The following is a 25,241-nucleotide window of genomic DNA, read 5'->3' as shown; positions in this document are numbered from 1 at the left end:
AACTATTGGGGGTCAGTTCAGATATTGGAGCTTTTTGTTTATGTGGGATATGTATATCTAATCCGCAAAATAGGTTTCACGCGGATCAGTTTCTTACGGTTTTTAATTCGGTACGCAGCTTGAAGATTCCCTTTGGTGCTTTGGTCAGTAAGATGCCGCAAAGTAGAGGAATCATCATTACAAGTGACTGTTCAGATAGAACCTCACCATTGATGTAGCAAGAGATCAGCAGCGCAACCACTGGGAAGATTAGGAAGCAGATAGACGCTTGGAAAGGTGTCGAAACCTGACCTAATTTAAAGTAAGCCACAATGCCGCCAACACTCGCCACAAAGCCTAGGTAAACCACAGCAGAGATTGAGTCCCAAGTGAAAGATTCAATATTCACGTTTTCACCTATAGCTGATACAGCAAATAAGAATAGAGCTGCAATTAAGCTTGGTACGGCGTTGTAGGTCAGTACTTCAATACCTTTGCAGTGCTTTTGAACCAGCACATACATCACTGCGTGAATCGCAACAGCAAGGCCTAAGCAAACCGTGCCAATTAGGTAGTCATCGCCACCCATCTGCATTTCATTACCAAGGATTAGACATAGGCTCACAACAGCAGCGATCAACCCGAATATCTGGTGCTTCGCTAGTCGTAGACCTAAGAATAAGCCAGACATCAACATCACAGCCACAGGCATGTTGGCGAAGATGATCGACGCTAAACCTGAAGAGATGTATTGCTCGCCATAGATCATCAACGTAAACGGAATCGCGAAATACATCAACGCAACAATAAGCAGCCATTGGCGCTTACCTTTAGGGAACAGCAGTGGTTGGTTGAAGACTTTCGCCAATACTGCAAGCAGAGGTGCTGCAAGTAAAAAGCGCAACGCAGTAGCAAAAATAGGTGGGATAGAATGCAATGCTACTTCCATAGCGAACCAAGTGGTTCCCCAAATTAAGCAAACAGAGACAAAAAGCAAAATAGTTAGCGACTTCGAATTCATGGTGACTACTCATTAATAATTATTTTAAATCATAGGCTTGTAGCGCCTTAATGACGTGGCACAGTATAGAAAGGTAGTCGGAGAAAAGTTTTGTCTTTTTATCTCTAATTTGAGTTTTTTGTGGAAATTAAATCTCTAGTATGATTATTTTATAGAAAATAAATTCGATTTAGATAGTTAAGGTAAAGTCATTGTTCTTTGTGAGGTTTAATTTAACTTAAGGAATGGTCAACTCAACGAGTATGGCTGTTGGGTTATTGCTGTTAGCGTAGCAACAAAAAACGCGCCCTTAATGAGGCGCGTTTTTGAGCAATACGTTTAAGAGGCTGCGTCTACTGCGTAACAGGCTTAACTTGTTTGGGTTGTCTTACCGCAAGGATAAGTTGTGGTAGCAGTGACATCACTATCATGCCGGTCATTAGTGAGTATTGTACTGCAGTGAATGATTCACCCATTAACACCATGCCTGTCACGATGCCAGCCACTGGGTTTGCGATTCCACCGAAGGTGAAATCAACCACCGACATACGTTGTAGCAACCACACATACATGCCGTAACCCAGCGCTGTGTTTAGGCCAATCACCCACACGAGTCCCATAGCATTACGAGTATCGAAATGAGTCACGGCATTAACATAAGGCTGCGGGTCGATGAATGCATGAACGCCAGACGCGACAGACAAAATCGTACCACCCAGAATCAACTGCCACGTTAATACCTTCCACCAGTGCATGCGGTTACCCAGTGACTTGGTAATGCTGCTGCCGATGACAATACACATTATTGCGGCGAACATTGCGCCTAAACCGATTGGGTTCAGAGCAATTTGGCTTGGGTTAAACAGTATCCACGCTAAGGTGATCAAGCCAATACCCGAAAGGGCCTGAATCAGATGCGGGCGCTGTTTTTTCACTACCCAGTGGAAGATCATCGCGAACACTGGCACAGAGATCATACCCACGCCAGAGATTGCCGAAGGCAGCGTTAGCGCCATCACGAAGATCAAGCCAAAGAAGGTCGCGATATTGATAAGGCCCAGTGTGAAAATGATTTGCCACTCGCCTTTTTTAGGCAGTGTTGGTTTTACTGCTAGCAATAACAAACCAGCAGGTAACGCACGCAAAGCACCCAATAATAATGGTGGCCACTCCTGTAGCGTAAATTGCGTCACTGCATAGGTTGTTCCCCAAAAGAACGCGGGGATCATTGCTAATAATATGTTCATTTAAAATATCTTTACGTTAAGATAACTATTGTGTGAACTGTATACTGAGAACTAGTGGTTGTAAAGTATCTTTATGTTAAACTAGTTTGAAGTAATCAGACTAACAACGGAGCGAGATTGCAAATGGATGCTATCGACCGCGTAGTAGAGCAATGGGCAAAGGAAAAGCCCGAACTAGATACTGAGCCTATGGCAATGATGGGTCGGATTATGCGTATTGCCAAGTATATGGAGACGCAAGTTGCCGAGCTTCATAAAAAATACGACATGAAGCTGGGTGAGTTTGATGTGCTGGCGACGTTGCGACGTTCTGGGAAGCCTTACCGACTGACGCCATCTGAACTGATTGGATCCATGATGCTGACATCTGGCGCGATGACCAATCGCCTTGATAAGCTAGAAGCCAAAGGGCTGATCAGTCGTGAACACAGCAAAGAAGACAGACGCAGCGTGAGTGTCCAGTTAACTAAAGATGGTCTTATTCTGATTGACCAAATGATGACTGAACATGTCGAAATGCAGAAAAAACTGGTTAAATCATTGTCTGCGAGTCAGAAGAAGAACACCAACCAACTTCTGAAAACATGGTTGAGCGCGTACGAGTAGTTTTTCTGATCTTCCTTTAGATTCAATAAAAAACCGAAGCCTAATCGCTTCGGTTTTTTTGTGCTTGTTTAAGAACTTCAAGTACAGCGAATTGGCGAGTTAAGCTTGCAGCATCTCGTCACTGAACAGTTCTGCACAACCAATGCCGTTGATGGCGCAACTTTCGTCGATGTCTGAGATGTCACCGCTGACCCCAATCGCACCAAGTACCGTTTTATCCTTATCTCGAATCAGTAGGCCCCCTGGCACTGGCACCATGTTTCCGTGTGCGAGTACGTTTACGGCGGAGATAAATGCTGGTCGATTATCAGCATCTTGGGCGAGTTTTCTAGAGGAACAACCCAGTGCGAGTGCTCCCCACGCTTTAGCAATCGCGATGTCTGGTCGCATCATGCTAGAGCCGTCTTGACGTTGCAGAGAAATCAGCTTGCCACCGCTGTCTAAGACGGCGACCGTCAAAGGTTTTGTGTGGATCTTGTTTCCTGCTTTTAAGGTGCCATCAATGATGGTTAACGCTTGTTGTAGAGTCAAACTTCCCATGTTATCTCCTAGTTTTTCAAGGGGCATACGTACCAAGCTCAGCCAGCCAATCATTACTCTAGTTTGTGAATAATCATTGACTGGTTCAGCTCGGTACAAGAGTCCTAACTGGACTCTTGTAATAGCCCATAGCTGGGTAAAGTTAGGAAGGCGGCGAACTCTTCGGCTGTAGAAAGTTGATAGAAAAGATCAGCTGTCTCTTCAAATCGACCTGCTGCGTAGCGCGAGTCTCCGACTTCATGTTTTATCGTGTCTAGCTCTTGGTAAAGCCAAGAGTGGAATAGTGATTTGGTAAAGGTTTGGCCGTCATCAAGCGTGACACCGTGGTGGATCCACTGCCAGATATTGGCTCTTGAGATCTCAGCAGTCGCGGCATCTTCCATGAGGCCGTAGATAGGCACACAGCCGTAGCCTTGAATCCAAGCTTCGATGTAATACAGCGCGATGCGTATATTCTTACGTACTCCTGCTTCGTCGCGGCTGCCTTCACAAGGTTTTAGCAACGAGTCTGCATTGATCACATGCTCCGGGCTTTGAAAATCCATTTGGTTTACTTTGCCATCTAAGTGCTTATCAAAGATCGACATTGCCAAATCAACCAGTGCAGGGTGCGCGACCCATGTGCCGTCGTGTCCGTTCTGAGATTCTCTTTGCTTATCTTCGATAACCTTGGCGGTTACACGCGCCATTTCTTGCGGATCTTTCGCTGGAATAAAGGCCGACATACCACCCATCGCCAGTGCGCCGCGAGCATGACAAGTACGCACCAACAGTTGGCTATAGGCATTTAGAAACTCTTGATCCATGCCGATCCCGTGGCGGTCAGGCAGGATGCGGTCTTTATGGTTTTTCAGCGTTTTGATGTAGCTGAAGATGTAATCCCAACGGCCACAGTTCATTGCCACGATATGATCACGCATTGCGTACAAGATCTCTTCCATTTGGAATACGGCTGGAAGCGTCTCAATCAAAACCGTCGCACGAATGGTGCCTTTGGGTACGTGGAAATAGTTTTCGGTGAAGCTGAAAATATCGTCCCACCACTGTGCTTCTTCCATGCTCTCAAGCTTGGGAATGTAGTAGTAAACCCCTAAACCTTGTTGTGCTCGTGATTGATAGTTATGGAAAAAGTACAAGGCGAAGTCCATCAAGCAACCGCCGATAGGCTGATTGTTGAATTGAATGGACTGCTCTGGCAAGTGAATGCCTCGTGGGCGTGCGATCAGCAGTGCAGGATCGTCGTTTAATTGGTAACGCTTCTGCTTCTTCTCATCGAAGTAACTAATGGTGCCAAGGTTGGCGTCTCTTAGGTTGATTTGCCCTTCGACCATATTGGCCCAAGTCGGGGAAGACGCATCCTCAAAGCAACACATGAAGACTTTTGCGCCTGAATTTAGCGCGTTGATCACCATCTTTCTTTCGATAGGTCCGGTGATTTCTACGCGGCGATCAAGCAGCTCTGGTGGCGGTGTTGCTACCTTCCACTCTTTATTCTGACGAATGGAGATGGTGTCCTTTCTGAAATTGGGTAACTCGCCGTTGTCATATTGAGCTTGTTTTATGTCGCGGTCATTTAGCAGGGTATGACGGCGATCTCCAAACTTATTAACAAGGGCTTCTAAGAACTTTAATGCATCTTTAGACAAGATCTCTTTGTACTCGGAGTTGTCCATCTTCCCAAGTACCTGCATACACAGCACATCTTTTCTCTCTTTCACGTCATTCATCATTGCTTGTCTCCTTTACACAATACGATGTCATTTTGTATACAAAATTATCTTTTTAAGGATATTTATATGGTAGAAATTGTAAACAAGCAAACGGTATTTAACATTTATTTATCATTTGATCTTTTTGTAATTTATTTTCACGTAAAGATATTTTATGTAAAGCAATGAATTGTAAGCTTTTCAGGATGAGTACGTACTTAATGTGATGGGTTGATGTAACAAAATTGTTTCATTCTGGGGTTGATAAATAGCGAGGATGGTTCATAGTACACAAAAGTTAGTTTAATTGTATACAATCTGAACTGGAGGTTCGAATGGCAATTATGAAAGCGATTGAAGCAGCGGTAGAGGTGCTTAAACGTGAGGGTGTAGACATCGCATTTGGTGTTCCCGGCGCAGCAATTAACCCTATGTATGCGGCTATGAAAAAGCTCGGAGGAATCGACCACGTCTTAGCTCGTCACGTAGAGGGTGCATCCCATATGGCTGAAGGGTACACGCGTACTAATCAAGGCAATATAGGTGTGTGTATTGGTACTTCTGGTCCTGCGGGAACGGACATGATCACGGGTCTTTATTCTGCGACTGCAGATTCGATTCCAATTCTATGCATCACCGGCCAAGCGCCACGTGCTCGTCTTCACAAAGAAGATTTTCAAGCGGTCGATATTGAATCTATCGCTAAACCAGTGACTAAGTGGGCGACTACGGTGCTGGAACCTGCACAAGTGCCACGCGCATTCCAAAAAGCCTTTCATTTAATGCGTTCGGGTCGCCCGGGTCCAATCCTGATTGATCTACCGATTGATGTTCAGCTGGCTGAGATTGAGTTTGATATCGATACCTATGAACCGCTAGAACCTTATAAGCCACAAGCAACCCGCGCGCAGGTTGAGAAAGCATTAACCATGATGTCTCAATCGGAGAAACCTTTGATTGTATCTGGTGGTGGCGTGATTAACGCTGGCGCGTCTGAATTGTTGCAGCAGTTTGCCGAGATCACTGGTGTTCCTGTGATTCCAACCTTAATGGGTTGGGGCTCGATTCCGGATGATCATGAGTTAATGGCGGGTATGGTAGGGCTACAAACTTCTCACCGTTATGGCAATGAAACCATGCTTAATTCTGATTTTGTGTTTGGTGTTGGTAACCGCTGGGCTAACCGTCATACCGGTTCTGTGGATGTTTACACCGAAGGCCGAAAGTTTGTTCACGTTGATATTGAACCGACCCAAATCGGTCGCGTGTTCTGCCCAGATTTAGGCATTGTCTCTGATGCGAAAGCAGCACTAGAGCTAATGGTTGAAGTGGCGCAAGAGTGGCGTGATGCTGGCAAACTGCCAAATCGAAATGCTTGGGCAAGTGAGTGTCAGGAACGCAAATCGACCATGCTGCGTAAAACCAATTTCGATGAAGCGCCAATGAAACCGATGCGTGTTTATGAAGAGATGAACAAGGCATTTGGTCGTGACACTTGTTATGTGAGCACAATTGGTTTGTCGCAAATTGCTGCCGCTCAGTTCCTGCATGTTTATAAGCCGCGTAACTGGATCAACTGTGGTCAAGCTGGCCCATTGGGTTGGACAACGCCAGCCGCATTAGGCGTACGAGCTGCTGATCCAAATCGCGATATCGTTGCTATCTCTGGTGACTACGATTTCCAATTCATGATCGAAGAACTGGCCGTTGGCGCGCAATTCAACCTGCCATATATTCATGTGTTGGTGAACAACTCGTATCTAGGTTTAATTCGCCAAGCACAGCGTCAATTTGATATCGATTATTGTGTACAACTGGCGTTTGATAACCAGAATGCGCCAGAGCTTGAAGGCTACGGTGTTGATCATGTTGCGGTTGTTGAAGGCCTAGGCTGTAAGGCAATTCGAGTTCGTGAACCAGACCAAATTGCCGCTGCGTTTGAGCAAGCCAAAGAGCTGATGAACAAGCATAAGGTCCCGGTTGTTGTTGAGTTGATTCTTGAGCGAGTAACCAACATTGCGATGGGCGTTGAGATCAATGCTATTAACGAATTTGAACCGCTTGCCGAAAGCCGTGGCGATGCTCCAACGGCGCTGGCGTACAAGTAATCATTAAGTCATGTGTATCCGTAGAGTTGAGGTTTAGCTCTACGGAAAGTCTCCAATAGAGCGAGGCTTACTAAGCAAACGTAGCTCCACCAAATAACCGTTGCTTCACTAAACAGTCATAGTTTCACCAAATAAAGAATAAGGACAGAGTCATGGCAAAATTTGCAGCAAACTTGTCAATGTTATTCACGGAAGTTGATTTTATGGATCGCTTTGAAGCCGCCGCAGAAGCGGGCTTTCAAGGTGTGGAGTATCTTTTCCCTTACGCCTTTGATGCTCAGGCAATCAAAGCAAAGCTCGATGCTAATAACCTAGAGCAAGTGCTATTTAACTTGCCTGCGGGTGATTGGGACGCTGGCGACCGTGGTATCGCGGTCGACCCTGCACGAGTTGAAGAGTTTCAAGCGGGTGTACCTAAAGCTATCGCTTACGCAAAAGCGCTCGGTTGTACTCAAGTGAATTGCTTGGCCGGGATTGTTCCGCAAGGTGTGACCCAACAAGATGCGCAATCGGCGTTTGTGATTAACCTGCATTACGCGGCGAACGCGCTAGCAGCAGAAGGCATTAGCTTAGTGATAGAGGCGATCAATACCCGTGATATTCCGGGCTTCTTCTTGAACACGACTGAGCAAGCCAAAGCGATCATCAAAGAGGTAGGGAGCGATAACCTTTCTATCCAATACGATATTTATCACATGCAGATTATGGAAGGCGATCTTACGCCGACCATGCAGCAGAACATTGGTCAAATCGCACACGTTCAACTGGCTGACAATCCAGGTCGACACGAACCGGGGACTGGAGAAATCAATTACCCATTCGTGCTCAATTATCTTGATGAGCTTGGTTATCAAGGCTGGGTTGGCTGCGAATACAAGCCAAAAACAACGACGACAGAAGGCCTTGGTTGGCTACACCAGTACCGTTAATTGCGTCTGGTAACCCTCAAACGTTAAGGAGAACAACATGTCTAAAATTGCATTTATCGGAACTGGCATCATGGGGAAACCTATGGCGAGTAACCTTCAAAAAGCAGGTCACGATTTGATTCTGTCGGATCACTTTAATGCAGCACCTGCCGATCTTGTGGCAGCGGGTGCAACGGTCTGTCATTCACCCGCGGAAGCGGCTGAAGCAGCAGGTATCATTATCTTAATGGTGCCGAATACCCCTCAAGTAGAAGACGTCCTGTTTGGTGACAATGGCGTCGAGCAAGGCCTTAACGCCGGTGGCGCTGCTGGAAAACTGGTTATCGATATGAGTTCAATCTCACCAATCGCAACCAAAGCGATTGCAGCGCGAATCAACGAAGGCGGTGCTTCATACCTCGATGCACCGGTATCAGGTGGCGAAGTAGGCGCGATTAATGCAGCGCTGACTATCATGGTGGGCGGTGAGCAAGACGCCTTTGACAAAGCACGTCCGCTATTTGAAATCATGGGTAAGAATATTACGCTGGTGGGCGACAACGGTGCGGGTCAAACCTGTAAGGTGGCGAACCAGATCATTGTTGCTCTGAATATCGAAGCCGTGTCTGAGGCGTTAGTCTTTGCTTCGAAAGCAGGCGCTGATCCAGCGCGAGTACGTCAGGCTTTATTAGGTGGCTTTGCTAACTCTAAGATATTGGAAGTGCACGGTGAGCGTATGGTTGAAGGCACATTCGACCCTGGCTTTAGAATCTCACTTCACCAAAAAGACTTAAATCTTGCGCTAACGGGCGCACAGGAGCTAGGGGTTGCGCTACCGAACACGGCAAATGCACAAGAGCTGTTTGGCGAGTGTGCCGAAATGGGCGGTGAAGGTTGGGACCACTCTGCGCTTATTCAAGCGATTGAGAAACGCTCTGACCACTCGATTCGTTAATCTAGTTAACGGTTTATCCGTTTAGTGGTTAGTCAATCTACCGATTATCCGTTAATTAGGGCTGCAATCGATTCGTAGCCCAACAGTTTGTTTATAAATCGCGTAGTTTCGTCTCCTTTTATACGCGTTCCTGATACGAGGCAGAGGTTGAAGTTGTTCCTTTCTAACTTGATCTTAGCAGGCACCCTCTAGCCTTGTATCGGGGTTCTTTTTTTCTCCGTCAACTAAGGAGTGGCTGATGGACATTGATGCTAAGCAGTTTCTACAAACCCTTTTCTCAAGTGCTGTTAATCAGGCACTACCCAAAAATCACATCGAACCTTTTCTTCCTCAAGACATTTTCTATCGCTTTGCTAATCAAGCCGGGCGTACTGTGGTGATAGGAGCAGGAAAAGCGGCCGCGTCGATGGCCGCTGAGCTAGAGGCCGTCTGGCAAGTTAAGCAACAGCAAGATCTCGCACTGCGTGACCTTGAAGGTCTCGTCGTGACCCGCTACGAACACACCGAACCTTGCGAACACATTGAGGTGATCGAAGCGGCGCATCCCGTCCCGGATGCGATGGGCTTAGAAGTGAGCCAACGTATGCTGGAATTAGTGAGTGGCCTGAGTACTGACGACACCGTTATTTGTCTACTGTCTGGCGGCGGTTCTGCTTTGCTAAGCCTGCCCGGTGGCGACATTAGCTTGGCTGAGAAGCAACAAATCAATAAGGCGCTGCTCAAGTCGGGCGCAGCCATTGATGAGATGAACTGTGTGCGTAAACACTTATCGTCTATCAAAGGTGGGCAACTAGCGAAAGCTGCGTATCCAGCAAGAGTAGTCTCTTTAGCGATTTCAGATGTACCTGGCGATGACATCAGTGTGATTGCATCAGGCCCAACCGTACCCGACGCCACCACGCGTTTTGATGCGATGGCAATTTTAGAGCGTTACCAAATAGAAACACCACGCACGGCATTTGAATGGTTAAATAATCCAGAGTCAGAAACCGTAAAGCCAGATGACGTATGTTGGAAAAACGCCGAGCACCATATTATCGCCACCCCGATGTCGGCATTGGAATCTGCTGCGGCAGAGGCTGAAGGCTTGGGTATTCCTGCTTATGTGTTGAGTGATTGTATAGAGGGAGAAGCGCGAGATGTCGCGAAAGTTCACGCTGCGCTGGCTAAGCAAGTCGCCAATCATAAGCACCCATTTGAGACGCCTTGCGTGATACTTTCCGGTGGCGAAACCACAGTAACCGTTAAAGGCAAGGGTCGCGGTGGGCGTAATTGTGAGTTCTTGTTGAGCCTATATAACGAGCTCAAAGGCCAAGACAACATATTTGCATTGGCTGCTGATACCGACGGGATTGATGGCGTGGAAGACAATGCGGGCGCGTGGATCACACCTCAAACATGGCAACAAGGTTCGAGCCTGTCGCTTAAAGCGCAAGATTACCTCGATGCGAATAACAGTTACGATTTCTTCAAGCAAGTCGATGTGCTTCTAACCACGGGGCCAACGCTGACCAATGTGAATGACTTCCGCGCGATATTGATTCTTTAACTTGAACAGTTCAAAAACACGGTATGGAATGGTCGCTTCTTAACAAATAGAGCGGCCATTTTATTGTTATCAATGCGGTGACCTTGAGTTCTGAAATTATCTTCTGGACTAATGAAGCACGTTGATTACTATGATTTTAGTAACGAGCTGTAAAGGATGCAATATGTCTAGGATCAGACAAAAGAATCAAGATTTAATCATCGAAGTCGCGTGTGAACAATTCGCCACTCATGGTTATGCTGCAACAAAAATGGCCGATATCGCGAAAGCGGCCGACATTCCCAAGCCTAACGTATTCTATTATTTCAACTCTAAAGATAAGCTCTACAACGCTGTGCTTGAAACCGTCACTCAACCCTTACTAGAAGCGTCTCGTCCGATTGAAGAGCTCAGCGATCCTGTTGAAGCTTTGTCTCAATATATTCAAACCAAGCTGATCATTTCTCGCGATCATCCACATGCCTCTAAGGTATTTGCCAATGAAGTGATGTCTGGCGCGAAAGTGCTGCCGAAAGAGATTGGTGACGAGCTGTATAAGCAATCCCAGATGATTCTTGATAAGTTCTCGACATGGTCAGCGCAAGGCTTAATGGACGACGTCCCTGCGCACCACCTCATGTTCACCATTTGGGCGGCTACGCAAACTTACGCCGATTTTGGCTGGCAGATTTGCAGCGTGATGCAGAAAGAACAGCTCGATGATAAAGACTATGCCGATGCCGCTCAGTTCATCACACAGTTAGTGATTAAAGGCTGTGGTGTGAAAGGGAGCACTTGAAAGCTGGAGAGTCTTGCTGAGAGTTGCTTTAAGCTTGCTCTTCAGGAAATTGAAATGCCTTATCGTAGAATAAGGCATTTTTTACGCTTGTATTTTAGCTGTATGAGGCTTAGCCAACTAACAAGAAGAAGAGAGCTGTTGCGACAATACCTATCAATGCGTAGGGGAATTGAGTGGTTGCGTGTTGCATTGAGGTACACCCGGAACCTTGAGCTGACAATACCGTTGAGTCACTAAAGAAACATGAGTGACTGCCCGCTGCTGATGCCGAAAGCAGAGCCGCAATAGTTAAATGTAGAGGTACGCCAAGTTGTTCGCCTAGAGGCAATACGATTGGCATAGCAACTGCAAAAGTTCCCCAAGAAGATGCGGTAGCAAACACCAATGCACCGGTGATCATAAAGATAATTGCTGGGAAGTAAGACGCCGATAGATAAGGGCTTACTGTCTCGATGACATATTGTGTCACTCCTAGAGAATCATTCACAGACTTCAGCATGAATCCACCAATCACCGTTGCCAATGGCAGCAGCATAACTTTGATTCCGTCGTAGACAGCTTCAAACATATCATTCATTGAGATTAGACGTTGAACACCATAGAAGCAGATAGTAAAGATAATTGCGACAAATACGCCTGCTAATAGATCAATACCGAAGTACCAGCTTGCACCAACTAACACCACCATAGGCAATAGGAAGTTGATTAATCCCATCGTTGGGTTGGTGTGCGCTGTAATATCTGCGCCAAAGTCGATGTCTGTTGCACCGTCAGGACGTACTTGACCTTTCTTCGCTCGTTCCTCAGCCTGCTTCATTGCGCCTAAATCCGGCATCTTTTCTAACGCAACGAGAAGGACGATTATCAGCGTAACCCAGCCATAAGCCATGTATGGAATCGCTTCAATATATGCTTTGATACCCTCACCAGCTTCAGCCACTCCATTCGCTTCAAGCAGTGAGCTAAAGAAAATAGCCCATGTTGATATTGGCACCAGAATACAAATCGGCGCAGCGGTGGAATCGACTAGATAAGATAGTTTTTCACGGGAGATGTTGTATCCGTCAGTAATCTTCTTCATCGATGATGAGATAGCGATCGCGTTCAGATAGTCATCAATAAAGATCATGATGCCGAGGAAAAAGGTCATCAGCATAGATTGTTTACGGCTCTTAACCTTTGTGACCAACATATCTGAAAAGCTTAAAATACTGCCGCCTTTTTCGAGAATTGCGATTAATCCCCCCATCAGTCCGCAAACTAGAACGATCCATGCAATGGTTTCGTTCATCATTACATCCATCGATATGCCGACAATTTGCTCAACGGCTTGCGCAGGATTGAGTAGTAGTACACCAGCGATGGTACCACTAAAAAGCGCCTCTACGGTGCGGTGTGTAGTTAGGGCGAATACCAAAACAAGTGCGGTAGGGAGAAGGCTCATCCATCCATAGGCCTCTCCTTCTTGGTGGTTCAATCCAATTGATGTGAAGAAAATGAAAGTCGCGACAACCAATAGAGATACCATGATGTGTTGACTGTTGATCTTCAGCGGCGCGTCCAACGCCTTAGTTTGCGTAGTCATACGTGTAGTTCCTTTGTTTATGCTGAGTGCAACATCCAGTCGATTTCTAATGGAGTGATGGCGCGTTCAAACTCCGCCAGTTCACTTCGTTTACAAGCTAAATATAGATCGACAAACTCTTTAGAGATGTACGGGGTCAGCTCACTGCGTTCTAGCTGATCGAGAGCTTCAGACATACGCAGAGGTAAGTCTATTGCATCATCACTGAGGGAGTTAGGACATTGGTCTTTGGTATAGTTTTCACTCGCTAATACTGCGGATAGTACTACTGCAGCGAGAATGTAAGGGTTAACGTCAGCTCCCGCAATGCGGTGTTCAATTCGGCGATTGTTGCTGTCGCTGATAGGAACACGCAGTGCGACACCACGATGGTTCTCGCCCCAGTCTGCTTTCGTTGGCACGTAAGCTCCTGGAACAAAGCGGCGGTAAGAGTTAACGTTAGGGCAAATCAAGGCCATGAAATCGGATGTTTGAGCAAGCATCGCGGCCATGGTTTGATAAAAGAGATTACTGGGTTCACCATCTTGTTGGCTGAAGTGGTTATTGTCGTTGGAATCCACCAAGCTAAGGTGGATGTGCATACCGTTACCAGCTTGCTCACTAAATGGCTTAGCCATGAAGGTAGCATCGAAATCATGTTGATTAGCAATTTGACGAATTAGGCGTTTGACGATGATGATTTCATCACACACTCGTAGTACATCTTTAGAGTGGTTGAAGTTAATTTCGAATTGTCCTGGGGCGGATTCAGATAGTGCCCCCGAAGTATTTAACCCTTGTTCTTGAGCGACTTTGTTAAGATCGGCCAAAAAGTCTGCGTAATCATCCAAACCATCTAAGTCATAGACTTCGGTATCTTTTTCTCGTGATTTTTTGTTTGGGTTGATGGCTGTTTGTAGTGCTCCCATCTCACCCCGCTTCCTGTCTATTAAGTAAAACTCTAGCTCTAAGGCAACACATGGATGTTGATCTTTGGTGTGTAACTTTTCGAGAATTTCACTGACGATATTACGAATAAAGAGCGGGTTTGGGGTGTGGGCTGACTCATCCATCATACTCAACATTATTTGGCCCACTTGCTCTTTAGCGGTAGGCATCAATGTATCCGCAATTGGGAAACACATGTTGTCTGGTTCTCCCAATTCTTCACCTAACCCTGCTGTTTCAACCACATTACCTTTGGTATCTAAAGTAATTGTCGAGAGGGGAAGAGCTACTCCTTTATGCAGCTTGTGTAGTGCACTTACTGGGATGCGCTTGCCTCTTGGTGTGGCATTGATGTCGGTAAAAATCAGATCAACAAACTCGATGTTGGGCCATTTTTGTCGAAAATTTTTAACTTCCTGTAGATACGATTCCATTGTGTTCTCCAACTAGCCTCTATTTGGTAAATTAAAAGTAATAAAAAAGAAACAAGTCAATTGTACCAATTAGACTAAAGTCTAGTTTTAAAGGTTATTTCCTTTTAATACATAAGCTTGCGTTGATTACTTTGAAATTTACAATTTTATTGAAAGATGTTTATGTTAACTATTTTGTAACAGTTGATTGTGTTTTGCTCAATATAATGTCCAAAATTAGTCGTTTTTTTGACCAAAAAGGTTGGTTTGGTCACGCTTTGGTCATAATATCGAACATCGGTGTTGATAATTTTGTACATGATTTGTAGTGTAAGTGTTAAATAAATCGAGCAGGGAAGTAACATGTCTAGAACAAGCAAACCCATTATTGGAATTGTTAGTTGCGCTAAAGAATTGGGTGGCTATCAAATACAGGCAGTGAATAATTTTTACCTCACGGCTGTGAAAGACTTTGGTGGGTTGCCACTGATATTGGCTCCGGATATGGCAAGTGAAGACGTTGAGCGTCTTCTTAACATCTGCGACGGTTTTTTATTTCCGGGGAGTCACTCAAATGTGGCACCACATCATTACAACGGCACTCATGAAGAGTCTAAGAAAGATGAAGCTCGAGATGAGCTTTCCTTTACTTTGATTCGTCAAGCGATAGACAAAGACATTCCGTGTTTTGGTGTTTGCCGTGGATTTCAAGAGATGAATGTTGCTCTGGGAGGCTCACTGAACCCAGCAGTTCATGATTCAGGTTTCAACGACCATAGAGAGAGTGAGGTCGAAGACTTTGAGGAAAAGTACGCTCCATCACACGCGGTGTTGGTGCAAAAACAAAGTTTGTTTGAGAAATGGCTGACTGAAAATCATTGGGAAAACACTATCTTTTTTGAGGTTAATACTCTTCATAACCAAGGGATTGACCAATTAGCTCCCCAACTGACTGTGGAAGCTAAAGCACCGGATGGTTTAGTGGAAGCGTTTAGTCTTCCAGGGCAAAAATTCTTTGTTGGCGTGCAGTGGCACCCAGAATGGAAAGCAAAAACGAATCATTTCTCTCAAATTTTGTTTAAAGAATTTATGATGGCGGCCTCTCTATAAGTTAGGAGCCACCTACATGGACAACCAAGAGATTGGTAAAAATATTGTTCGATTAAGAAAAGAACATGGATTGTCACAACGAGAATTAGCCGAACGAGCAGGTATTACACATAGCGCGATCTCTTCGATTGAGAATGCGAAGGTAAGCCCTTCAGTAAGTTCGTTGCAAAAAATAGTGAATGTTTTTTCTTTATCTCTTTCGGAGTTTTTCACACTTGAACAACCCAAAAGCGATGAAGTGAAGGTTGTCGTTGCACCTGAAGAGTTGGTTGAAATGGGCAGTGAGTCGGTTTCAATGAAATTGGTAACCAACGGCAGCAAAGAACAGGTAATTGGATTTTTGATTGAAGAGTATGCCCCCCACGGCACAACGGGTGCGGCGGAAATTAAACATGAAGGCGAAGAGATCGGCACTATTTTAGAGGGCGAAATCACTCTGGAATACAAAGAGCAATCTTTTGTCCTTAAACAAGGTGAATCGTACATTATTGATACGACGCAGCCGCACAAGTTCACAAATCACACAGACAAGGCTTGTCGAATGATAAGCGCGCATACGCCAACCACATTCTAAGTGGGCCTTGCCTTGTTGTGATAACAAGGAGAGCGTATGAAAACCCAAGAACAATGGATTGAACTGAGAAACAATCTAAACATCGAAAATCGTGCCTTTATTAATGGCGAATATAGCGCAGCTATCAGTGGAGAAACTCTAGATGTTGTTAACCCGGCTACCGACGAGACACTGACCCAGATAGCTCGTTGCCAAGAAGAAGATGTTGAGCTTGCGGTAACATGTGCTCGTCAAGCTTTCCTTTCTGGTGAATGGAGCAACAGCGCTCCGTCATATCGCAAAGCGGTACTCAGCCAATTTGCAACGCTGATTGACCAACATCGTGAAGAACTTGCGTTGCTGGAAACCCTAGATACGGGTAAGCCAATCAGCCATAGCTTTTCAACCGATATCCCTGGTGCTGCAAGTGCACTGCGTTGGTATGCAGAAGCCATCGATAAAGTGTATGGGGAAGTCGCGCCAACGGAACAAGATGTACACGCCTTTGTTTCTCATCAAGCTATCGGTGTTGTTGCAGCGGTAGTTCCATGGAACTTTCCATTATGGTTAGCTTGCTGGAAACTTGGCCCTGCATTAGCAGCAGGTAATAGCGTTATTCTTAAACCCTCTGAAAAATCTTCTCTCACTGCTATTTATATTGGTCAACTCGCCAATCAAGCAGGCTTACCACGTGGCGTTTTTCAAGTCGTTACAGGCTTTGGCCATGAAGCCGGTGATGCTTTAGCGAAACACCATGACGTCGACTGTATTGCATTTACGGGTTCCACTCGTATTGCTGGTCAATTAATGGTTCGTTCTGGTGAAACCAATCTTAAGCGTGTGTTTGCTGAGGCTGGTGGTAAGAATGCCAATATCGTATTTGAAGACTGCGAAGACCTCGATCGTGCAGCCGCAGAAACCGCTGGTGGTTGCTTCTATAACCAAGGCGAAGTCTGTGTCGCTGCAACTCGTTTATTAGTGCACGAAAGCATCAAAGATCGCTTTGTTGATAAAGTTATTTCTGCGGGTCAATCCTTTATGCCGAAAGACCCAATGGACACCTCATCTTCGATGGGAGCGCTCATCGATCAAGGTCACAAATCAAAAGTGCTTGAATATATAGAGCTTGGCCAAGCGGAAGGTGCAGTTCTTCGTTGCGGGGGTGATGTTGAAGGCAAAGGTGCATTTGTTGAGCCGACCATTCTTGATAACGTTGACAATAAAATGCGTGTCGCCCAGGAAGAGATCTTTGGTCCTGTACTTTGTGTTATCTCATTTAAAGATGAAGCTGAAGCCGTCGCAATCGCCAATGACTCAAAATACGGTTTAGGTGCGGCGCTTTGGAGCAATAACATTAACCGCGTACACCGTGTAGCTAAACAGCTTCAGGCAGGTTCTGTTTGGGTGAACAACTACAACGAAGGTGATATGACCGTCCCTTTTGGTGGGTTCAAAATGAGTGGTAACGGCCGTGATAAATCACTGCACGCCATCGAAAAATTCACAGAAACCAAAACCACTTGGATTCGCCTTCACCCTTAGCCTGCTGATGATTAATAAAGGAATATCACTATGAATAAGCATACGGATTCGTTTTACGCCCACTCTATCCCGAACATGCCAGTGTTCCCACAACTGCAAGACAACATTGAGTGTGATGTGTGTGTGGTTGGGGCTGGGTTTTCAGGTTTATCTTCGGCTCTTCATTTAGCCGAGAAAGGTTTTAAGGTAGTGGTACTAGAGAGTGCCAAAGTTGGTTTTGGAGCAACTGGTCGTAATGGTGGACAGATCGTCAATAGCTACAGCCGAGATGTTGATGTAATAGAAAGCCGTTACGACCAACCCCAGGCTAAAGCCCTGTGTGACATGATTTTCGAAGGCGGAGATGTCATTCGTGGCCTAATCGAAAAATACGATATTGAGTGTGACCACAAACGCGGTGGCCTATTTACCGCGCTAAACAAAAAGCAGTTAATAGGTTTAGAGCATCATAAGAAAAACTGGGAGCGATATGGTAATGACCAGCTCACCATGTTGGATGCTAGCCAAGTAGAAGAGGCGGTTGGTACTCAAGCTTACACCGGTGGCTTGCTTGATATGCGAGGTGGGCACATTCATCCGCTTAAACTCGCATTGGGGGAAGCCGCAGCATTTGTTTCTCTTGGTGGCCAAATTTTTGAACAATCAACGGTAACGTCCATTGAAAAAGGTGCGAATCCTGTTGCAAGAACAGCGAGCGGTAGCGTGAAGAGTAAATACTTGGTGTTAGCTGGCAACGCCTACTTAGGTGGGTTGGCTCCGAATATCAGTAACAAAGCCATCCCATGTGGAACTCAAGTCGTGGCGACAGAGCCGCTTACCGATGAGCAACTAAAACAGGTTTTACCAAGTGACTACTGCGTTGAAGACTGTAATTACTTACTGGACTATTTCCGATTGAGTGCCGACAAACGCTTGTTGTTTGGGGGCGGGGTGGTTTATGGCGCTCGTGACCCTCAAGACATTGAGTCTCTGATTCGTCCTAAGTTAGAAGGTATTTTCCCTCAACTTAAAGGTATCAAGATTGATTACACATGGACTGGTAACTTCTTACTTACCTACTCACGTATGCCGCAGTTCGGCGCATTCGACGACAATATTTATTATTTGCAAGGCTACAGTGGTCATGGAGTTACCTGTACTCACTTGGCTGGCAAGTTATTGGCAGAAGCCTTAACAGGGCATGCCGAACGATTTGATGCCTTCGCACAACTCAAGCACTACGCCTTCCCTGGTGGACGTCACTTCCAAATACCATTCACAGCAGTTGGCGCAGCGTATTACAACCTAAGAGATAAACTGGCTATCTAACCGGACGATAAGGAACATCCAATGAGTAGAGTAGTAAAATTCGCGGCCCTGCAACTGACCAAAAGCTGGGATCTAGAAGATAACCTAAATAAAGCTAAGCAAGCGATTCGTGAAGCTGCGAGTAACGGTGCCAATGTGGTTTTGCCGCAGGAATTGTTCGCTGCTCCTTATTTTTGTAAGAAGCAAGAAGCTAAGTATTTTGAGTTGGCTGAGGAAGTAGACAATTGTCTGTTGATAACAGAGATGAGTGCATTGGCAAAAGAACTCGGGGTCGTGATTCCAGTTAGTTATTTTGAAAAAGCGGGCAATACCTTCTTTAACTCATTAGTGATGATTGATGCCGATGGCACTGTGCTAGATAACTACCGCAAATCACACATCCCGGATGGTCCGGGTTATAGCGAAAAATACTATTTTAGTCCTGGAGATACTGGTTTCAAAGTATGGCAAACCCAGTTTGGTAAGTTCGGCGCTGGTATTTGCTGGGATCAATGGTTTCCCGAGCTTGCTCGTAGCTTAGCGTTACATGGTGCAGAAGCCATTTTTTACCCAACCGCTATTGGCAGCGAACCACAAGATCCAACTTTAGATTCTCGTGATCACTGGCAACGCACTATGCAAGGCCATTCCGCTGCAAACTTGGTTCCTGTGATTGCGTCTAATCGCGTAGGCACAGAATGTGATGATGGCATTGAAACCACATTCTACGGTTCTTCTTTTATTACCGATCATACTGGTGGCAAGTTGGCAGAAGCGCCACGTGATGAGGAAGCTATCATTTACGCGGGGATTGATTTAGCCGCAACGGCTCAAGCGCGTCACTCGTGGGGGCTGTTCCGTGACCGCCGCCCAGATCTATATGGCTCTGTGGGCAAACTAGCAGTTTAAAGGGGCAGACTATGCAGTTATCGACAACACCACTGCAAGATGGGTTCTACTTTCCAGCTGAGTTTCATCCTATTGAAGAAGTTTGGTTGGCTTGGCCAGAAAGACGAGACAATTGGCGTGATAACGCCCTTCCTGCCCAGCAAACATTCGCTAGCATTGCGAATGCAATAGCAGAAGTGACTAAGGTTTGTGTCGCCGTGAGTGCGAAGCAATTTGATAAGGCGAGAACATTGCTTCATTCAGATATTCGGCTTGTTGAAATCCCATTCAATGATGCGTGGATGCGTGATATTGGGCCCACAGTGTTGGTGAATCAAGACGGCGAGCGTCGTGGAATCAACTGGCAGTTTAACGCTTGGGGTGGTGACTATAATGGCCTCTATGAAAACTGGCAGCAGGACGACCTAGTGGCTAGCTCAGTATGTGACATTATCGGAATTGATCACTACAACGCCCCATTCGTTTTAGAGGGGGGCTCAATTCATACTGATGGCGAAGGTACGCTCTATACAACAGAAGAGTGTTTGCTTAGTCCGGGACGCAACCCTGAGTTGAATCAACAACAGATAGAAACACATCTCAAAGAATATCTAGGTATTGAAAAGGTCATTTGGCTGCCTAAAGGACTATTCGATGATGAAACTGACGGACATGTTGATAATTTGATGCATGTAATTGCCCCGGGGAAAGTGGTATTGAGTTGGACAGATGATCCATCAGACCCACAATTCGCATTATCTCGTCAGGCGGAACAAGTGTTAAAAGATCAATCTGATGCTAAAGGTCGAGAGATTGAAATCATCCGTTTACCGTTGCCAGGGCCTTTGCACTATAGCGAAGCAGAAGCAAGCGGAATTGATAAAAGTGATGGAATGACACGTGATGCAGGGGAAAGGTTAAGTGCTTCTTATGCCAACTTTCTTATCGCGAATGGTTATGTGTTTTTGCCATTGCTCGATGATAGAACTGACGAGCAGGCAATAAAAATATTGCGGCAAGCGATGCCTGAACATCAAGTCGTTGGTATACCAACGCGTGAGGTTTTGCTGGGTGGAGGTAACATCCACTGCATTACTCAGCAGATCCCTGCTTAGGAAAACCATTATTAAAACAATGAACTATTGGTTTTCTGCTTGGTAGGGTAACTATCAGTAGACGCCAAGGTAAAGCTGTCAAAAGGAATCCCCATGCAACAAATTACAAATCAATCATTGCTGTCGTTTATGGTGCTAAATCAAGACCAAGGTATTGCTGTAAGTAACCCCGCGACGGGTGAAATACTTGGTTATGCACCAGTGTCGTCTGAACATGACATTTTAGATGGGGTCGAGCGTGCAAGCTTCGCGCAAAAAGAGTGGGCTTTGCTGCCAGCCAAAACCCGTTCTGGTTTACTACAAAAATGGTATCAGTTGTTACTTGATAACAAGGAAGATCTCGGTCGCCTGATGACGTTAGAGCAAGGCAAGCCATGGGCAGAAGCACAAGGTGAGGTGTTGTACGGCGCAAGCTTTATCGAGTGGTTTGCTGAAGAAGCGAAGCGTACCTATGGTGAGACAATTCCAGCGCCAAGTAGCGACAAACGCCTTGTAACTATGAAACAACCTATTGGAGTAGCTTGTGCGATTACTCCGTGGAATTTTCCTATTGCAATGATAACTCGTAAGGCAGGTCCAGCACTTGCGGCTGGCTGTAGTTTTATTGTGAAGCCGTCTGAATCCACACCTTTATCTGCTTTTGCTGTAGCTGAGCTAGCATATCAAGCGGGCATTCCTCGTGATGTACTGCAAGTGGTATTGGGCGCGAATTCTCGTCAAGTTGGCGGTATTTTTACCTCACATCCTCTGATTCGTAAGCTCTCTTTCACGGGCTCTACGCAAGTTGGAAGAGTGCTGATGCAGCAAAGTGCAAACGACATCAAGCGAACGTCAATGGAGCTCGGTGGAAATGCACCATTTATCGTATTTGATGATGCAGATATTGATGCGGCTGTGCTTGGTGCAATGGCGTCTAAGTTTCGTAATGCCGGTCAAACTTGCGTCTGCGCTAACCGTTTTTATGTACATAACAAGGTGTACGATGAGTTTGTTGAAAAATTCGATGCAGCAGTGCAGCAGCTTAAAGTAGGCAATGGTCTAGAAGAGGGTGTAAATGTTGGTCCGGTAATCAGCGAATCAGCAAAACAAGGTATTCAGTTCCTCATTGACGGCGCAATCGAACAGGGCGCGAAACCAGTTACTGAGCCGAAAACTCTTGATGGTCTATTCATGCAACCTGTCGTTCTCAAAAACGTTACGCATGATATGGATATTATCTCGCAAGAGATCTTTGGCCCCGTCGCTCCTGTGATCAAATTTGATGATGACCAACAGCTTATCGAAATGGCTAACGACACTATCTATGGCTTAGCGTCTTACTTCTATAGCCAAAATATCCACCGTGTATGGAAGATAGCAGAAGCACTGGAGTACGGCATGGTAGGAATTAACGAAGGCATGATCTCTACCGAGGTAGCCCCTTTCGGTGGAGTTAAGCAGTCCGGTATCGGGCGTGAAGGGGCAAAACAAGGTATCGATGAATACATGAGCATCAAATATCTCTGCTTTGGCGGCAACTAATCAAAGGACATGACAATGACAAATCAACAACTACATCAAAGAAGAAGCGAAGTTATCGCTCAAGGCATGGGCGCACTGTACCCACTTTATGTCGAAAAAGCAGAGAATGCTCACGTGTGGGATGTGGATGGAAATAAATATATCGACTTTGCTGCTGGTATCGCGGTAACGAATACAGGGCATGCAAATAAGCGTATCAACGAAGCGGTAAAGGCTCAACTGGATAACTTTTCACACACTTGTGCTATGGTGACGCCTTATGCCTCCTTTGTTGAACTGGCAGAAAAGCTCACAGAACTCGCCCCCGGTGACAGTGATAAAAAAGCGATTTTCCTGACAACAGGAGCTGAAGCGGTTGAGAATGCTGTGAAAGTAGCGAGAGCTCATACTGGCCGCAGTGGTGTGATTGCTTTTAAAGGTGGCTTCCACGGCCGTACTAATATGACCATGGGGCTAACTGGTAAAGTCGCGCCTTACAAAGCGGGCTTTGGCCCATTTCCAAATGAAATATTTCATGCACCTTACCCAAATGCTTTTCATGGCGTAAGCACAGAACAAAGCCTGCAAGCGCTCGATGATTTGTTTGCGTGTGATATTGAGCCATCACGCGTGGCGGCGATAATCTTTGAGCCTGTGCAAGGTGAAGGCGGTTTCTATCAAGCCCCCGCGGAGTTTGCTCAAGGCCTGCGTGAGTTGTGTGACAAATACGGCATTATGCTTATCGCGGATGAAATTCAAACGGGCTTTGCGCGCACGGGTAAAATGTTTGCCACTGAATATCTGGGCATTGAACCCGACATGATAACAATGGCAAAAGGTATTGCGGGTGGTTTCCCTATCTCAGCAGTAGTGGGAAAAGCCGGTGTTATGGATTCGGCACTACCAGGTGGCTTAGGTGGTACTTACGCTGGCTCTCCGTTGGGGTGTGTGGCTGGTTTAGAAGTCCTAAAAATTATCGAAGAAGAGCAATTGTGTGCTAAAGCAATGGGCATTGGTGAGGTTGTGAATGCCCGTATGAGCAAGCTACAGGAATCGGTTCCAGCTATTGGTGAAATACGTACCACTGGAGCGATGATGGCTATTGAGTTTACTGATCCAGAGTCAGGCAAGCCATTGCAGGACTTAACTAAAGCGGTGATAGCGAAAGCACAAGAAAATGGTCTTATTCTGCTTTCGTGTGGTGTAAAAGCGAATGTAATTCGTCTGCTTCCACCATTAACTATTGAATCTGAAGTACTCAGCGAAGGCTTAGATAAGCTTGAGAAAATTATTCTGGAAGTTGTTTAGGATTTGAGTTAAGACATTGTATTTTAATATAAAGGTCATTGTAGATATTCTTTTCGTGCTTATAATGTCCCTTCCTGAAATGTATTTACACATTGAGGACGGGGCTGTGAATGAATAAGTAAGGCCGACATCATGTCGGCCTTTTTGTTTTCGCTTTTCTAGTTGGCGTGTACCTAGTTATTCATCGCCAGTTTACCTAGCTTCATTGCAGCTGCATGGTGGCGGTGCATTAGCTGCTCCATGTCTACGCCAATCACAGCGCCATCGTTCACTCGCCACTTACCTGCAACCATCACTTTATCCGCTTGTTGAGCACCACAAAGTAGTAATGCGGCCAGTGGGTCGTGGCTGCCAGAAAAACGAATATCATCGAGCTTGAACATCGCGATATCGGCTTGTTTGCCAACCTCTAGTGTACCAATGTCGGTTCTGCCCATTGCCGCGGCAGAACCGGATGTCGCCCAGCGCAATGCATCAAAGTGTGAAACGTTGGCGGAACCATATTGCAGGCGTTGTAGATACATCGCCATGCGCACTTCGGCAATCATATTAGAGCCGTCGTTTGAGGCCGAACCATCCACACCTAGCCCGACTTTTACGCCTGCTGCTTCTAGATCGTTGTTTTTACAAATACCGGAAGCCAACATCATATTGGAAGTTGGGCAGTGACTGATACCAATGCCTGCTTTACCCAAACGTTTGATCTCTTCTGGATTGAAGTGAATACCATGAGCGAGCCAAGTGCGCTCGTTCAGCCAACCCACATCTTCTAGGTAATCAACTGGGCGCAAGCCAAACTTCTCTATACAGAAGTCTTCTTCATCGAGCGTTTCGCATAGGTGCGTGTGCATCATGACGTTTTCACGCTCACTGATCTTGGCGGTCTCTTTCATCAGGTCGGTAGTGACTGAGAACGGCGAACAAGGCGCGAGCGCGATTTGAATCATCGCCCCTTCATCACGCTGGTGGTAATCACGAATCAAGCGCTGGCTGTCATCAATGATGGTTTGTTCGGTTTGAATGGTGTGTCTTGGTGGCAATCCACCCTCATCTTCCCCTAGGCTCATGGAACCTCGGGTAAATATCGCTCTAACGCCCAGTTTCTCTGCGGCCTCGACTTGCAAATCAATAGCGTGCTCAAGCCCGTCTGGTAGCAAGTAATGGTGATCGGAAGCAGTGGTACAGCCCGACATCATCAGCTCAACCAGAGCAAGCTCTGTTGCGAGGCTCATCATCTCCGAATCGAGGTTGGCCCAAACTGGGTAGAGGCTTTGTAGCCAATGGAAGAGTTCTTTATTGAGTGCGCCGGGGTAGGCTCGCGTTAGGGTTTGATAGAAGTGGTGGTGCGCATTGATAAGCCCAGGAGTCACAACATGACGAGAGGCGTCGACGCTGTAATCTACGGGTAAGGTCGGCTCTTTGTGTTTGCCAACCAGTTCAATGATTTTATTACCTTTTATGACGATTCCGCCTTCTGCATCAGCCTGCGAGCCAGTGTAGATTGCGAGAGGATTCTTAATCCAGATGGTTTCCATTCATAGTAGTCCTTAGCCATCTCAGCCTTTTCAGGGAAGAGGGTCTTTATTTGGTATTTGTTGTTGAAAGATAAATTCAAATCAAGGGCGATGAGACAT

The 25,241-nt window shown here is 46.0% G+C and carries 21 protein-coding genes; 14 read left to right on the top strand and 7 right to left on the bottom strand.

What is annotated here, in order from left to right; translation table 11 throughout:
* Nucleotides 1-85: 85 nt before the first annotated feature.
* Together AB4503_RS17375 and AB4503_RS17370 are read right to left on the bottom strand one after the other, a co-directional pair.
* Nucleotides 86-1,000: a DMT family transporter gene (locus AB4503_RS17375; protein ID WP_017061581.1), complete on the bottom strand. Its 915-nt coding sequence runs from the start codon at nucleotides 998-1,000 to the stop codon at nucleotides 86-88.
* Between the two features lie 332 nt (nucleotides 1,001-1,332).
* Nucleotides 1,333-2,226, bottom strand: a complete 894-nt coding sequence (locus AB4503_RS17370; protein ID WP_017065021.1) for a DMT family transporter — start codon at nucleotides 2,224-2,226, stop codon at nucleotides 1,333-1,335.
* 123 nt (nucleotides 2,227-2,349) lie between these two features.
* Between AB4503_RS17370 and AB4503_RS17365 the strand changes: the two genes are divergently transcribed.
* Entirely contained in the window at nucleotides 2,350-2,832 is a 483-nt protein-coding gene (locus tag AB4503_RS17365; RefSeq protein ID WP_017061583.1) for a MarR family winged helix-turn-helix transcriptional regulator, read from the top strand.
* Between the two features lie 99 nt (nucleotides 2,833-2,931).
* Here the strand turns inward: AB4503_RS17365 and AB4503_RS17360 are convergent, their stop codons facing one another.
* Nucleotides 2,932-3,372, bottom strand: a complete 441-nt coding sequence (locus AB4503_RS17360; RefSeq protein ID WP_372115459.1) for a heme-binding protein — start codon at nucleotides 3,370-3,372, stop codon at nucleotides 2,932-2,934.
* 104 nt (nucleotides 3,373-3,476) lie between these two features.
* Nucleotides 3,477-5,102 (bottom strand): malate synthase A, encoded by a 1,626-nt coding sequence (gene aceB / locus AB4503_RS17355; protein WP_372115458.1) that lies wholly within the window; start codon nucleotides 5,100-5,102, stop codon nucleotides 3,477-3,479.
* Nucleotides 5,103-5,416: 314 nt separating this feature from the next.
* On the opposite strand from aceB, the gene gcl reads away from it, so the two are divergent.
* From gcl to AB4503_RS17330, 5 genes are all read left to right on the top strand, one after another.
* Entirely contained in the window at nucleotides 5,417-7,189 is a 1,773-nt protein-coding gene (gcl, locus tag AB4503_RS17350; protein WP_102445661.1) for a glyoxylate carboligase, read from the top strand.
* A 152-nt stretch (nucleotides 7,190-7,341) separates the two neighbouring features.
* Nucleotides 7,342-8,118, top strand: a complete 777-nt coding sequence (gene hyi / locus AB4503_RS17345) for a hydroxypyruvate isomerase (protein WP_017075254.1) — start codon at nucleotides 7,342-7,344, stop codon at nucleotides 8,116-8,118.
* A 37-nt stretch (nucleotides 8,119-8,155) separates the two neighbouring features.
* A complete protein-coding gene (locus tag AB4503_RS17340) occupies nucleotides 8,156-9,052 on the top strand; it encodes a 2-hydroxy-3-oxopropionate reductase (RefSeq protein WP_372115457.1) in 897 nt (298 codons plus the stop codon).
* 238 nt (nucleotides 9,053-9,290) lie between these two features.
* A complete protein-coding gene (locus tag AB4503_RS17335; RefSeq protein ID WP_372115456.1) occupies nucleotides 9,291-10,601 on the top strand; it encodes a glycerate kinase in 1,311 nt (436 codons plus the stop codon).
* Between the two features lie 163 nt (nucleotides 10,602-10,764).
* On the top strand, nucleotides 10,765-11,379 hold the full coding sequence (locus AB4503_RS17330) for a TetR/AcrR family transcriptional regulator (RefSeq protein ID WP_372115455.1): 615 nt from the start codon (nucleotides 10,765-10,767) through the stop codon (nucleotides 11,377-11,379).
* A 109-nt stretch (nucleotides 11,380-11,488) separates the two neighbouring features.
* On the opposite strand, the gene AB4503_RS17325 is transcribed toward AB4503_RS17330, so the two are convergent.
* Together AB4503_RS17325 and AB4503_RS17320 are read right to left on the bottom strand one after the other, a co-directional pair.
* Nucleotides 11,489-12,964, bottom strand: a complete 1,476-nt coding sequence (locus AB4503_RS17325) for a Na+/H+ antiporter NhaC family protein (protein WP_017067343.1) — start codon at nucleotides 12,962-12,964, stop codon at nucleotides 11,489-11,491.
* A 17-nt stretch (nucleotides 12,965-12,981) separates the two neighbouring features.
* On the bottom strand, nucleotides 12,982-14,325 hold the full coding sequence (locus AB4503_RS17320; RefSeq protein ID WP_372115454.1) for a glutamine synthetase family protein: 1,344 nt from the start codon (nucleotides 14,323-14,325) through the stop codon (nucleotides 12,982-12,984).
* Between the two features lie 342 nt (nucleotides 14,326-14,667).
* Here AB4503_RS17320 and AB4503_RS17315 point away from each other — a divergent pair, with 342 nt between their 5' ends.
* The 8 genes from AB4503_RS17315 (at nucleotide 14,668) to gabT (ending at nucleotide 23,607) form a co-directional block, all read left to right on the top strand.
* Entirely contained in the window at nucleotides 14,668-15,414 is a 747-nt protein-coding gene (locus AB4503_RS17315) for a gamma-glutamyl-gamma-aminobutyrate hydrolase family protein (RefSeq protein WP_372115453.1), read from the top strand.
* Nucleotides 15,415-15,430: 16 nt separating this feature from the next.
* Nucleotides 15,431-15,988 (top strand): HTH-type transcriptional regulator PuuR, encoded by a 558-nt coding sequence (gene puuR / locus AB4503_RS17310; RefSeq protein WP_017065011.1) that lies wholly within the window; start codon nucleotides 15,431-15,433, stop codon nucleotides 15,986-15,988.
* Between the two features lie 36 nt (nucleotides 15,989-16,024).
* Entirely contained in the window at nucleotides 16,025-17,509 is a 1,485-nt protein-coding gene (locus tag AB4503_RS17305; protein WP_372115452.1) for an aldehyde dehydrogenase, read from the top strand.
* A 30-nt stretch (nucleotides 17,510-17,539) separates the two neighbouring features.
* On the top strand, nucleotides 17,540-18,817 hold the full coding sequence (locus AB4503_RS17300; RefSeq protein ID WP_372115451.1) for an NAD(P)/FAD-dependent oxidoreductase: 1,278 nt from the start codon (nucleotides 17,540-17,542) through the stop codon (nucleotides 18,815-18,817).
* A 21-nt stretch (nucleotides 18,818-18,838) separates the two neighbouring features.
* Entirely contained in the window at nucleotides 18,839-19,705 is an 867-nt protein-coding gene (aguB, locus tag AB4503_RS17295) for an N-carbamoylputrescine amidase (protein ID WP_372115450.1), read from the top strand.
* A gap of 11 nt (nucleotides 19,706-19,716) precedes the next feature.
* Entirely contained in the window at nucleotides 19,717-20,799 is a 1,083-nt protein-coding gene (aguA, locus tag AB4503_RS17290) for an agmatine deiminase (RefSeq protein ID WP_017065007.1), read from the top strand.
* A gap of 93 nt (nucleotides 20,800-20,892) precedes the next feature.
* Nucleotides 20,893-22,320: an NAD-dependent succinate-semialdehyde dehydrogenase gene (locus AB4503_RS17285; protein ID WP_372115449.1), complete on the top strand. Its 1,428-nt coding sequence runs from the start codon at nucleotides 20,893-20,895 to the stop codon at nucleotides 22,318-22,320.
* A gap of 15 nt (nucleotides 22,321-22,335) precedes the next feature.
* Nucleotides 22,336-23,607, top strand: coding sequence for a 4-aminobutyrate--2-oxoglutarate transaminase (gene gabT, locus AB4503_RS17280; protein WP_017065005.1), 1,272 nt, complete (start codon nucleotides 22,336-22,338; stop codon nucleotides 23,605-23,607).
* 173 nt (nucleotides 23,608-23,780) lie between these two features.
* On the opposite strand, the gene AB4503_RS17275 is transcribed toward gabT, so the two are convergent.
* Nucleotides 23,781-25,142, bottom strand: coding sequence for an 8-oxoguanine deaminase (locus AB4503_RS17275; protein ID WP_017067339.1), 1,362 nt, complete (start codon nucleotides 25,140-25,142; stop codon nucleotides 23,781-23,783).
* Nucleotides 25,143-25,241: the final 99 nt, after the last annotated feature.

Origin of the sequence: Vibrio sp. 10N.222.55.B11, assembly GCF_041473705.1 — a bacterium.
GTDB lineage: Bacteria > Pseudomonadota > Gammaproteobacteria > Enterobacterales > Vibrionaceae > Vibrio > Vibrio crassostreae_C.
The sequence above is the reverse complement of the archived record's forward strand: the minus strand, read 5'-3'. Positions and strand labels throughout refer to the sequence as shown.